Consider the following 11699-nt stretch of genomic DNA (forward strand, 5'->3'; position numbering starts at 1 on the left):
TTTACCCCTCTAATGCCTGCTCGATCAGTTTTTGTTGTTTATATGTGTATTGCGCTGGATAGCCAGATGCTGTTGCGGCAGCCGCATCTCGTCCAGCATAGTGCGGACGCGTTTGGTTGAAATTCAACTCAATCAACACATCTTCAAGGCGCCTGTCCATATACTGCCAGGCCCCCATGTTTTGAGGCTCTTCTTGGCACCAGACGATTTTTATGTTTTTCGAATAGCGTGACAAAGCATCCGACACTGCCGCCCCTGGAAAGGGATAGAGCTGCTCCAGACGCACCAACGCAACATCCGTTCGTGTGTCTCTTTTTTCCAACAAGTCGTAATATACTTTTCCTGTGCATATAATCACACGTGTCACCTTGTTTGCCGGCGCCGTTGGATCAGGTAACACCGGCTGAAAGGCCTGGTCTGGTCCAAACTCATCAAGAGACGATACCGCCTCGGGCAGCCGCAATAAAGATTTGGGCGTCATCAAAATAAGGGGCTTACGGAAAGAAGCCAAAGATTGTCGCCGCAAAATATGGAAATAATTGGCCGGTGTGGTGCAGTTGGCAACAATCATATTGTTTTCAGCGCATAGGCTTAAAAAACGCTCAAGCCGAGCCGAGGAATGTTCAGGCCCTTGCCCTTCATAGCCATGGGGGAGCAACACCACCAATCCAGAAACACGCTGCCATTTAACTTCGGCGGAACTAATGTACTGATCGAAAATAATTTGCGCGCCATTGGCAAAATCACCAAACTGCGCCTCCCAGATCACCAACGCACGGACGTTGGCTGAGCTGTATCCATACTCAAACCCTAAAATGGCAAATTCAGAAAGGGGGCTGTTCAAGGGCTCAAAAATCGCCTGATCATCAGAGAGATGATTCAACGGAATGTAAGGCTCTTCGGTTTTTTGATCGATCCACGCAGCATGTCGTTGAGAAAAAGTCCCACGAACAGAATCTTGGCCACTCAGACGCACTGGAATACCCGCAGTAAGCAGGCTGGCAAAGGCCAAAGATTCAGCAGTGCTCCAATCCACGTTCTGCCCTGTTTTGAGCATATCTGATCGCGCTTGCAGTAAGCGTGGCAACTTTTTGTGAACTGCCAAAGAATCGGGAACCGTTGTCAAAACCTGTAAGTAAGATCGAAGATCTTTGACCTGAATGCCACAAACCTTGTTTTCTGGCGCCAGCAAGAAGTCCGGCTTTAATCCCAAGTTCTGACCGTGTACGATATCGACTTCAACCCGGTAACCTTTCATCGCACTGCTATACGCTTTTTTTAAGCTTTCCTCTCTTTGCTCACGAAGCTGCGTAAGGGTGTCCTCATCCACCAACTTGGCTTCTAACAATGTTTTTTCATACAAGTCTCGAACAGAGGGATGGTTTTTAATGGCCTGATACATCTTTGGTTGGGTAAAAGTTGGATCATCGCCTTCATTGTTGCCATACCGTCGATACCCAACAATATCAAGCACCACATCCTTTTTGAACGCATGGCGAAATTCTGCTGCCAATCGCGCCATAAAAACCACAGCATCGATATCATCACCATTGACATGAAAAATCGGTGCCTGGATAATTTTGGCAACCTCGGTGCAATGGGGGCTTGAGCGGGAGGAAGGCGGCGTTGTGGTAAACCCAATTTGATTGTTAATCACAACATGCAACGTCCCACCGGTTGTATATCCCTGTACATCTGAAAAACCAAAACACTCCGCCACCACGCCTTGGCCAATAAAAGCGGCATCGCCATGAACCAACACCGCCATCACTTCTTCGCGCTTTTCATCGGATTTTAAATCTTGTTTCGCCCGGGTTTTGCCTAAAACCACGGGGTCAATGGATTCAAGATGCGATGGATTAGAGGCCAAAAAAACCGCCATCTTTTTACCCTCGAGATCAATTTCTGCCCGAAATCCCAAATGATATTTCACATCGCCACTATCAAACGACCCATCGCGCTGTAAGGTTCCCAGAAACTCAGCAAAGATGCTTTCCAACGGCTTCTTCATGATATTACACAAAACATTTAAGCGGCCGCGATGAGCCATCCCCATGATTGTGTCAATAACACCATGCGCACTAGAAACCCGCAAAATTTCATGAAGCGCCGGGATAAAAGCCTCTAACCCATCAATGCCTAAACGTTTAGCACCCACATGCTTAGTATTGATAAATGTCTCCAAGCTCTCCGCATCCATGAGCTGGTTTAAAACCACCAGCCGCTCCTCATCAGATAAAACTTTTTGGGCAACGTAGCCTTCGATCTTTTTTTGAATCCATAACTTTTGCTCGGGATCCATCAAATGCACAAATTCAACGGCATGAGAGCCACAATAAGTTTGCTGCAAAATCGCCATGATTTTCTTCAGCGGTGCTGATTCAAGTCCCAGCGCCCCGCCAATATAGATATCTGTGTCCATATCTGCATCGGTAAATCCAAAATGCTTGGGATCCAACTCTGGAGAGGGCTTGGCATTGGTATGAAGCCCCAAATGGCTCGAGCTGCGCATTGGTATGTCCGCGGGCTCGAAAAGCATGAATCATCATCAGCGCCCACACCGATTGTTGGACATCGTTCGGTCTGAGACACTGGCCCGTCCCATCTTGTGCGCCCGTGTTGTTACGAGAAGGATGAAACAGCGAGGGGTCCAAAGATTGCTGATCTTGCTCTTCCTGGAAAAAAAGAGCCCAATCCGCGTCCGGCTGTTCAAAGACGTTTCGCCAATCCGCAGGCACCGTTGAAGGATCCGTGATGTAACGCTTGTAAAGCGTTTGAGCATACTCCATGTTATGCCCAATCAGATCTTCAAGCCTGTGTTGATTGTTGTTCATTCAGCGATTCCCCTTAAGCGCAGCAGCGCCCCACTCAGAGTAGAAAAATACACCAGGCTGCAAAGGCACCGTTCAGTTAATGTTTGGCTAATCCACCCGCATGCAACAAAGGATAGCGCCGTAATACAAAGATCAGGGCTAAAGGCGGCAACGAAATCAATAAACAAAACTTAAAATAACTTGGCCAATCATGGTTCAGCCACTCGACCAGAACGCCGGAAACACTGGCCATCAGCGTGGGCAAAGACCATAGCGATGTAAAGAACGCATATTGGGTGGGGATGTATTTTGGATGCGCCTCCCGCGAGAGATACAGCAAAAACACTGCTGTGGTAATCCCCCCGGTAATGTTTTCAAAAAAGATAACATAATAGAGGAAATGAGGATCATAGCCATACGTGGCTTGTAAAATAAACATAATATGGGTCAACGCATGGAGAAGACCCGCCGCAAAAAGCCCTGTAAAAATGTTAAGGCGAGTTGCAAGGGCCCCGCCAATCAATCCCCCGGCTAAAGTTGGCAGCACGCCAAAAAACTTTGTAATATCGGCAATTTCGGCTTTGGTAAAGCCCAGCTGAATATAAAACGGGGCGGCCATGGTGTGAATGAACGCATCACCAATTCGGTAACTCAGGATAAACAGCACCACAAAAAACCACCCTCGCCGACTGAAAAACTCCTGGAAAGGGGGAACTAAATTCTCAAAAAACTGTCGAAAGAATCGAACATGATTTGAATATTTAATATTGATTCCTTCAGGCTCTCGATTCAAGAGAGCTGCGACAATTCCCATGGAAACCAGACATGACATCACGGTATAAGCCAGTTGCCAGGAGTAGGCATCGGCCAGCGTGAGCGTTCCAAATGTCGCAGCAAACGATCCCATACGATAGCCCGCTGTCAGCATCCCAATGCCCGGGCCAGCCTGATCTTTTTTCAAAATCTCGATCCGGTAGGCATCCACCACAATGTCCTGAATACTGGCAAAAATCAGCAGCATAAAAGACAGAGTTCCCACATAAAATAAATTTTGGCTGGGGTTCGACCAAGCAATTAAATTCAAGAGCACAATCAACGATAGATGAGAGAAAATCAGCCAACTACGCCGCGGCCCCAAAAAGCTTAGGAATGGGATTGGGATAAAGTTAATCAGCGGAGCCCAATAGACTTTAAAAATATAAGGCAAGGTCACAAAAGAGAAAAAACCGATTTCAGCCGTGCTGATTCCCTCTTCTGTTAACCAAAGCTGCAAAGTTTGCACGCCTAAGAAGAACATCATTCCGTAAGGAAACCCCAGCACCGCCATGGTCAGCACCCGAGGGTCGAAATAGGGTTTTACCGCAGAAAGGATTTTTGTCATCCACTCAGTCGTTAGTTGCTTTTCTTAGAATGCCTCTTACGTGCGTTCGGGTCCAAATGTTTTTTTCGAAGGCGAATATTATTCGGGGTCACTTCAACCAACTCATCATCTTCAATGTAAGACAAAGCTTGCTCCAGCGACAAACGACGGGGCGGTGTTAGACGAATGCCTTCATCCTTCCCCGAGGCACGTACGTTGGTCAATTTTTTGCCTCTAATCGGATTAACGTCCAAATCATTGTCGCGGCTATGCTCCCCGATAATCATTCCTTCATAAACATCTTCACTGGGATCAATAAACAAAATGCCCCGGTCTTCCAAGTTAAACAGCGCATAAGAGGTGGTTTTTCCTGGTGAATTAGAAACCAATACGCCGTTGCGTCGTCCTTCGATGGGTCCTTTGTAAGGGGCAAACCCACTGAACGATTTATGCATCACCCCTGTACCCCGGGTTTGGGTCAGCAATTCACTACGAAATCCAATCAACCCCCGTGCCGGGCACAGAAAAGTCAACCGCGTTCGATTGCCATCCAACGGCGACATATCTTGCAGCTCTCCTTTGCGCAGCCCCAGGTTTTCAACAACCGCGCCCACATAGCCTTCATCAACATCAATTTTCACTTCTTCGATGGGCTCAATTTTATTGCCTTGCTCATCTGTTTGAAACAGCACGCGCGGCCGACTGACCGAAAGTTCAAAACCTTCCCGGCGCATGGTCTCAATCAAAATCCCCAGCTGCAATTCTCCTCGGCCAGCAACTTGATAGGCATCTTTGTTTTCAGTTTCATTCACCTGAATCGAGATGTTCTTTTCTTTTTCTTGCATCAAGCGATCCCGAATCATCCGTGAGGTCAGCTTCTTCCCTTCACGTCCCACCAGCGGCGAATCATTAATGCTAAAGGTCATGGCAATAGTGGGGGGATCAATGCCTTTACTCGGCAAGGGCTTTTCAATAGAGGGGTCGGCAATGGTATTGGCCACTGTTGCCACCGTCAGCCCAGTCAGGGACACAATTTGCCCAGCCTTGGCTTCCTCAATGTGCACAGGTTGAATACCGCGCATTTCAAAAATTTTAGTAATTCGGCCCTGGTCAATAACTTTGCCATTCAAGTCCAGCGCCCGCACCGATTGATTGACCTTCACACCACCATCATAAATCCGGCCAGTTAAGACCCGGCCTAAATAAGGGTTGCTATCAATCATCGTCACCAAGAAAGAAAAGGGAGCGGTCACATTCCCCGTTGGGGCTGGAATTTTGGTTTTAATGGTTTCTAGGATGACTTGCATATTGTCTTGCGGCTTATCGGCCTCCAGGGTCGCCCAGCCATTTTTGGCCGAGGCATAAATCACAGGAAAGTCCAACTGATTATCATCGGCGTTCAAATTCATGAACAATTCTAATACTTCATCAATCACTTCATTGGGGCGACCATCGGGTCGGTCCATTTTATTAATGACCACAATCGGTTTCAGGTTTTGCTCCAACGCTTTGGTCAACACAAACTTGGTTTGGGGCATCACGCCCTCGGCCGCATCCACCAATAGCAACACACCATCCACCATGGTCATGATCCGCTCAACCTCACCGCCAAAGTCAGCGTGACCAGGGTTATCAACAATATTAAACTGAATCCCCTGCCATTCAATCGAGGTGCATTTAGCCAAAATGGTAATGCCGCGCTCTTTCTCCAAATCATTGGAATCCAGCAAACGGCCCACATCATCATCCGTAGGACGGGTTTGGGTGGTTCCCTCTTTTAACAGTTGGTCAACCAGCGTGGTTTTACCATGGTCAACGTGGGCAATGATGGCAACATTGCGAATTTTATCAATGGACATATCTATATCTAATATTAAGTTGATATAAGCCTTATACTACCCAGTCAGTTGACGCAACATTCTTCTCTGTTAACGATCAATTTGCGCGTGTAGATATTAAGTAATTTGATCACGTAAAACCAAAGACTGGCGCAGGCGCTCTGAAGACGCGTGGAGAGAATACCACGCCAACATTATCTACCACCTCCCCGACGCTCTTTAAGACTTGCCCTTGCGTCCCCGATCCCGATCAATCGCACATTCAAAGGTCTTTTTTTCATTAGGTGCGGATTTTTTTTAACAAGCCGTTGAAATTTTTGATCTGTCTTTGCACGATTTTTTAGTTGGTTTGGGGTGATATTCCGACCATTTTCCTTTTTGTACTGGTCACATAAGCCTTGCAAAAGGCCATAAAATGCAACACGCTTTTCTTCTTCTTGCTTGCGTCCTCTGATATAATCAGGACACTTTCTAAAAAACCCACTAAACTTACGTGTATCCATTTTCATAGCACCAGGCTGTTGATTTAAATTTTCAATTGCTTGGTTAAAAGGAATGTATTCACCTGTATTGCGATAAACTCAATTAATTTCAGCTAGAATGTCAGCTTTCTGCTTTTCATTTAATTCCTTCTTTTCATCAGTCTTTAAAATATAACGCTGCTTATCTTTTTCCGCTATTTCATCGACCCATCGTTTCATTTTGATTCGCAAGGCATCGTCTGAGAAATCATTAAGATTGACCTCGTGTTGAAGTTTAAAAGACTCCTTGTTTGTGCGGAAATAGATAGCGAGGTTCTTTGCTGCAACATAAGGTAACAATCTTTGATGGTTATTAGCTTGATAAACCCTTTTGAGAGCCTTTAGAAAAGCTGTCTTATTTTCCTGCTTAAAGGTTGGCGTAAAGAGATAGGTCTGAGTGATTGAGGCTTTCTTAGCCGCGGGCATACTTGACGTGTCTGACGCTTCCTCATCCGTTGTATCACCAGAGGCGTATGCTGATGCGCGTCTTTTGCCAGATCTAGGAGAGGAATCACCTAAAAGCACCTGAGAAGATGCTCCCCGGCCTTCTGCCGCTGCAGCGCTCGATCCACTGACCTCATCACTGGCTACTGACATGTCGTCATCTGTTTCTTCGTCCCTTTCATCTTCGGAAGCATCAGCCCCTGAATAATCTGGTGAAGAGGCACCTGAGGCTAATCCCCCCGCCTCATCTCCCGCGTCAGAAGGCTCTGATCCATATTCTCCGCCTCCTGCATCAACTGGGTTTTCCAGAGGTTCTTCAACCGTTATCGCAATTTGTTGTGCCAGCGCCAAATATCCACGATGGTCGCTTTCCCTTTTTTTGCCTTTGGTCACCTGCGTTAAATTGGGCGCAAGCGCATCTAAAGGGTTAACAATCTCATCTTCTGCATCAGCCTCTGGTGCCCGCTGGCTGGGGCATATCTTCCTCTAGTGGCTCTGGGTGCGCTAAAAAATCATAAAGAGCAAGCGGCGCATTTTCTCGATGATCAACGCGGACATACTGCTCATAAAAGGCTCGTTTTTGCTCGTGCGCCCCGTCAGGTGTCATCCCCTCTGGCCTATATCCCCAGTGCAACAGTGTGGCTTGAATCAAAAACAACATTTTTGATTGTGAATATGTATTTTGGATAACATGCGTCAACCTCCATGCTCTCTGTTTTTCTTCTTCTGTGGGATCTAAACCATAGCGCTTCATCTCAATCACGTTGTAGACATACGCATGCAGGAGCATGGGTAAAATTTTCTGATCAGAGTCATTTGGGTGATCCAAAGCATTGATGTCTTCAATTTGCTGCCAAACCTTATGCCGAATATTTTTGGCATATATCGTAAAAGACGCACCCAACAGGGGGTGTGCTTCCGGTGCCCCAGGATAAAAGCGTTTGTGAAGCAGCATGTTGGATAAATTGACCAACGCCGAATTGATTTTGTGACGTCGCTGGACTTCATAAGCATCATTCAACGGTCCCAGCTCATAGTCGTCTCCCAAGCGATGTTCAACCAAGTCAAAGACCGCTTGCATGGCCGCGAGGATATTATCCTCCCTATTTTGGTTTTCAGGGGAGAAATCTTCTTCAGTCAAGGTACATTTTGAGATAAACCGCTTCAAAAACCGGGCGCCTTGACGTCTGTGTTCAAGATCACCCTGAGGGGGGTTGAATTTATCTTTATAATAATGAATCAATCCTGGACCAGCGGGTCGCCCCATCAAATCAGCCCCCTCTAAGAGGGGAGGCGCGGCGTGCAAGCCCCAAGAGAGTTGCACCGCGATCATCAACAAAGTCATCATTATTTTTTTCATTTTTTTATATTTTTTTATATTAACTTAAGAACTTATTTTGATTTTTCAATGTCAAAAATTAAATAAGCCAAACCTTCCCAGTAAGCCTCCCTATTCCTTTATTCTATCTAGAGATTTTGATACAGTACACGCCGGAAGTAGCCGTTTCTCCATCAAGGCGGGTGGAGTAAACTTGAAAACAGCCATTTTGACGGAAACGTTTACCCTATGTTATGATAAAGTTAATAGATAAATCGTCCAAAGATTTAGGAGGGAAAAATGATGGAAAACATGATCAAAAAAATTCAAGACATGATTACGGATCTTAAAAAAGAGACGTACCACCAGATTGATCACTTGGGTGAAAAGTGGCAGGACTACAAAACGCAGTCAAAAGAATATTATCACAAATGGTCCGAGAGTGCCCGCGCCGAAATTGAGGAGATGCAAAAGGAAACAGAGGCTGCATTCAGTCAAATGAAACATGCCCAAGATCAAGAAAAAGAACGCCTGAGACAAAAAGTCATTACCAATCTTGAACGTTTAACGACGTACCTTAAAAAATAACCAGGAGGGTAAAATGCCATATCAATCTAATAAAGACCTCCCTAAAGGCGCGCAGCATGTCCTGCCCCCGCATGCTCAAGACATTTACCGTGAAGCTTATAAAACAGCGCCCATGAACAATATAAAGATCCCAAAAAAAGACGGGACAATGCCTCCCTTGAAGAAGTGTCTCATCGGGTGGGCGGTGGGCAGCGGGTCGAAAAAAAATATCACAAAGGTTCCGATGGAAACTGGGTTGAAAATGAGTGAGTGCTTCTTGAAATGCCAGTATGAAAAAAAGCATGTCGTTGGATTTTAAGAAAATATGATCAAACCATTTTATCTACAAGTCAAATATGCCCGAAACATTGATGAGCCTGTTTTGGGCATTTTGATTGGTTGTTGATGACTGGCTAAAAAATCTTAATCCTCAAGCCTGGCTATCTATTTAAGAAAGGCTCTCATGACAAGGTTCCATGAGTCGAAGTTCACATCCTTGTGCTTCAAAATATTCGAAAAGACCCGTGCCGTCATTTTTCAAAAAATGCATCATGCCCGCAGCAATAAGGATGGGACTCTCTTCGGGTGTTTTTTCAAAAAGGCTAGGAAGTTTTTCAATCCATGATTTGTTTCTAAAACTAAGAAAAAAATCATCTTCTGGCTTAATCTCTGGGATTTCAATACCTAATTTTTGACCCAGCTCTTCATTAAGCTGAGGCACTGAATATGTTAAAAGATCTTGAGCTTCATATAAATCTTCAACGGCTTTGATCTGCTCTGGTAAAACCTTCTTCAAGCCTTTAAAAACGCCTGCATAGGTATCATAAGAAATCTTATTATCTTCACCCTTACGATTCATAAAATGATAGAGCGACCCCCACATAATCTTCTAGTGCCAGACTTTTTTCTTCGAACATATCTATCAGTTTATAGTCAAAAGCATCCTCTCCTTGATAACACTCCGCCGACATTAAGCCAAGTTTTACGAAAATCAAAAGAATAGGAGAGGCTAAGATTTGCTCCTTGCTCATCCCATCATACTCCTCAATGTATTGCTCAATCACTTCTTTAACAGCAGGTTGTTGGCAAAATTCAGTATATTTATCCTGATCTTCAGCTTCAAATTCCATAAGCTTAGCGATCCACTTTTCGTTTTCACTCTCCCCCCCTTCATGAAACAGATAACCATTTGCCTCTTGAATCTCTGTTAAAAAATTTTGGGTATTTTTGGATAAGCTTTTAAATGCTTTATGGTGCATGGTGGGCAGCAAATAAATTCTCTACCAGCATAGGGAGAGTCTTCACTGGGAACAGCTTCATATACCTTTAACGTTGCGTTCATTTGAAACAGACAGATGAAAGCAAAAAATAGGGCGTTTAAATAAAGTTTCATTTTTTTATTCCTAAATTGTTTGATTAATAGATTGATATATAAGTGTTCATTATTTATTTTCAAGTAAAAGATAAAAAAGAACCCGGATCAAGAATGATCCGGATCAAGTTTAAGGGGATGTTTCACAACCAAAGTCATGAAACATGATGAACGTTAATTCATACGCTTTATTACTTAACGAATATTTATTTTTTTAATTTAATTTCTACGAAGAATTCGTTTTCTTTTTGAAGCGCAACGGTAAGCACTCCTTGATGCCGCTTGATGATTTCGGCCACGTGGGTGAGGCCTAATCCGAGATGCTCCCGCGATCGATTGATACTCACAAATGGATGGGTCAGGGTGTTTATAAGAGCGGGACTAAGACCCCCACAACTATTTTGAAAGGTGAGTATGATATCTTGATCGGTTTCTTGACAGCACACTTGCACATCAATGGTCTCTGAAGATGTGGCTTGTTGTGCATTTTTCAAAATCTCAAGGAACGCTCTGCTCAGCAGATGAGGATCGACATCGTGCTGAGGAAAGGTTCCTTGAAACTGAAGATTGACCTTGGGCTCATACGTCTGGTCCAGGGTATTCCAAGCCTTTTTGACAAGAGACTTCAGACAGTGCCGTTGCTCGCTCAGCATTGCCTGTTCTAAATTAATCAAGTCAAGAAGGCCTTGGATGATGCCAGATAAACGCTCGGCATTGCTGCTGAGGGCATCGGTATAATCGTGAAGCGTTGAGTTGTTAGACTGCTTGATCTGCTCGCTGAGCAAGGAAGAAACACAGACGAGATTGCGAAGGGGTTCACGCATGGTATGATAAAGAACATGATTCAAGTGACCAGCGAGTTGCGGTTGAACGGGTTCTTGATGCATGACAATCCTTCATCTGTATTAATCTTAGTCTATTAAAGATTTGTTATGAATTACTATCCCGGAAAAATATGGGGGTTTAAAGAAATAGAGAAGAAAAACCGGGTGATTTGATTTTATCAACAGGAAGAGGTAAAATACATTCAAGTAATAAAGTAATGGGGAGATCAAAGAAATGGTGCAAATGTTAAAGTGTGTCGGTATGGTGGTTTTATTTCTTGCGCCGGTTGTGGGGCATGGTTCGTGTAATACGGTTAGCAGTCCCTGCACTGATCCAGGGGGCGTTAAGGGTATGTGCAAACAGCCCTGGAAAGGGGAAACTAATTGTGTAACCGACTGTTCTGAAGTACATATTGACCACGACTGCTATGATGTATACGGCGACATGGGAAAATGTACCGAAGGCGAAAAAGGTTCTTTTTGTGTAACAGCCCCATAAATTCGCCCTCCTAAGGCGCGCATTTCTTCCCCCGTCATCCTGAGGAACGCAGTGACGTGAGGATCTAATGAATAAAGAAAAAGATTGCCACAGTCGTTTCACTCCTTCGCAATGACGTAGAAGAGGATTGCCACGTTGGGGCT

At 44.8% G+C, this 11699-nt stretch carries 12 protein-coding genes and 1 pseudogene; 3 read left to right on the plus strand and 10 right to left on the minus strand.

Annotated elements, in window-relative coordinates; all coding sequences use genetic code 11:
* Position 1: 1 nt before the first annotated feature.
* The 7 genes from sucA to C0582_03870 all read right to left on the minus strand — a co-directional run bounded on the left by sucA (position 2) and on the right by C0582_03870 (position 8336).
* On the minus strand, positions 2–2539 hold the full coding sequence (gene sucA, locus C0582_03840; protein ID PLX29668.1) for a 2-oxoglutarate dehydrogenase E1 component: 2538 nt from the start codon (positions 2537–2539) through the stop codon (positions 2–4).
* Positions 2382–2834 carry a hypothetical protein gene (locus C0582_03845; protein PLX29669.1) on the minus strand — a complete coding sequence of 151 codons (453 nt, stop codon included), beginning with the start codon at positions 2832–2834 and terminating at the stop codon, positions 2382–2384. The genes sucA and C0582_03845 overlap by 158 nt, the downstream gene beginning before the upstream one ends.
* Before the next feature lie 76 nt (positions 2835–2910).
* The gene (locus C0582_03850) at positions 2911–4194 is read right to left on the minus strand and encodes a hypothetical protein (GenBank protein PLX29670.1); all 1284 of its coding nucleotides are present in this window, start codon (positions 4192–4194) and stop codon (positions 2911–2913) included.
* A gap of 11 nt (positions 4195–4205) precedes the next feature.
* Complete coding sequence (gene typA, locus C0582_03855; protein PLX29671.1) at positions 4206–6032, minus strand: translational GTPase TypA; 1827 nt, start codon at positions 6030–6032, stop codon at positions 4206–4208.
* A gap of 173 nt (positions 6033–6205) precedes the next feature.
* Positions 6206–6520: a hypothetical protein gene (locus C0582_03860; protein ID PLX29672.1), complete on the minus strand. Its 315-nt coding sequence runs from the start codon at positions 6518–6520 to the stop codon at positions 6206–6208.
* 72 nt (positions 6521–6592) lie between these two features.
* Positions 6593–7369, minus strand: a complete 777-nt coding sequence (locus C0582_03865) for a hypothetical protein (protein ID PLX29673.1) — start codon at positions 7367–7369, stop codon at positions 6593–6595.
* 55 nt (positions 7370–7424) lie between these two features.
* Positions 7425–8336: a hypothetical protein gene (locus tag C0582_03870; protein PLX29674.1), complete on the minus strand. Its 912-nt coding sequence runs from the start codon at positions 8334–8336 to the stop codon at positions 7425–7427.
* A 261-nt stretch (positions 8337–8597) separates the two neighbouring features.
* On the opposite strand from C0582_03870, the gene C0582_03875 reads away from it, so the two are divergent.
* Both C0582_03875 and C0582_03880 read left to right on the plus strand, forming a co-directional pair.
* Entirely contained in the window at positions 8598–8882 is a 285-nt protein-coding gene (locus C0582_03875; protein ID PLX29675.1) for a hypothetical protein, read from the plus strand.
* Positions 8883–8895: 13 nt separating this feature from the next.
* A pseudogene (locus tag C0582_03880) lies at positions 8896–9131 on the plus strand (cation transport regulator ChaB).
* A gap of 178 nt (positions 9132–9309) precedes the next feature.
* On the opposite strand, the gene C0582_03885 reads toward C0582_03880, so the two are convergent.
* The 3 genes from C0582_03885 to C0582_03895 form a co-directional block, all read right to left on the minus strand.
* A complete protein-coding gene (locus C0582_03885) occupies positions 9310–9720 on the minus strand; it encodes a hypothetical protein (protein PLX29676.1) in 411 nt (136 codons plus the stop codon).
* Positions 9710–10120, minus strand: coding sequence for a hypothetical protein (locus tag C0582_03890; GenBank protein ID PLX29677.1), 411 nt, complete (start codon positions 10118–10120; stop codon positions 9710–9712). Before C0582_03890 ends, C0582_03885 begins: the two co-directional genes overlap by 11 nt.
* A 319-nt stretch (positions 10121–10439) precedes the next feature.
* Positions 10440–11120, minus strand: a complete 681-nt coding sequence (locus C0582_03895) for a hypothetical protein (GenBank protein ID PLX29678.1) — start codon at positions 11118–11120, stop codon at positions 10440–10442.
* Between the two features lie 172 nt (positions 11121–11292).
* Here C0582_03895 and C0582_03900 point away from each other — a divergent pair, with 172 nt between their 5' ends.
* Positions 11293–11556 (plus strand): hypothetical protein, encoded by a 264-nt coding sequence (locus C0582_03900; GenBank protein ID PLX29679.1) that lies wholly within the window; start codon positions 11293–11295, stop codon positions 11554–11556.
* Positions 11557–11699: the final 143 nt, after the last annotated feature.

This window comes from Alphaproteobacteria bacterium (genome assembly GCA_002869105.1).
Classification (GTDB): domain Bacteria; phylum Pseudomonadota; class Alphaproteobacteria; order UBA7879; family UBA7879; genus UBA7879.

What these genes read in the sequence shown, in the direction of transcription:
- C0582_03900 (PLX29679.1), top strand. Translation starts at nt 11,293, where the DNA reads ATGGTGCAAATGTTAAAGTGTGTCGGTATGGTGGTTTTATTTCTTGCG.
- C0582_03875 (PLX29675.1), top strand. Translation starts at nt 8,598, where the DNA reads ATGGAAAACATGATCAAAAAAATTCAAGACATGATTACGGATCTTAAA.
- C0582_03860 (PLX29672.1), bottom strand. Translation starts at nt 6,520, where the DNA reads ATGAAAATGGATACACGTAAGTTTAGTGGGTTTTTTAGAAAGTGTCCT.
- C0582_03890 (PLX29677.1), bottom strand. Translation starts at nt 10,120, where the DNA reads ATGCACCATAAAGCATTTAAAAGCTTATCCAAAAATACCCAAAATTTT.
- C0582_03845 (PLX29669.1), bottom strand. Translation starts at nt 2,834, where the DNA reads ATGAACAACAATCAACACAGGCTTGAAGATCTGATTGGGCATAACATG.
- C0582_03885 (PLX29676.1), bottom strand. Translation starts at nt 9,720, where the DNA reads ATGAATCGTAAGGGTGAAGATAATAAGATTTCTTATGATACCTATGCA.
- C0582_03895 (PLX29678.1), bottom strand. Translation starts at nt 11,120, where the DNA reads ATGCATCAAGAACCCGTTCAACCGCAACTCGCTGGTCACTTGAATCAT.
- C0582_03870 (PLX29674.1), bottom strand. Translation starts at nt 8,336, where the DNA reads ATGAAAAAAATAATGATGACTTTGTTGATGATCGCGGTGCAACTCTCT.
- typA (PLX29671.1), bottom strand. Translation starts at nt 6,032, where the DNA reads ATGTCCATTGATAAAATTCGCAATGTTGCCATCATTGCCCACGTTGAC.
- C0582_03850 (PLX29670.1), bottom strand. Translation starts at nt 4,194, where the DNA reads ATGACAAAAATCCTTTCTGCGGTAAAACCCTATTTCGACCCTCGGGTG.
- sucA (PLX29668.1), bottom strand. Translation starts at nt 2,539, where the DNA reads ATGCTTTTCGAGCCCGCGGACATACCAATGCGCAGCTCGAGCCATTTG.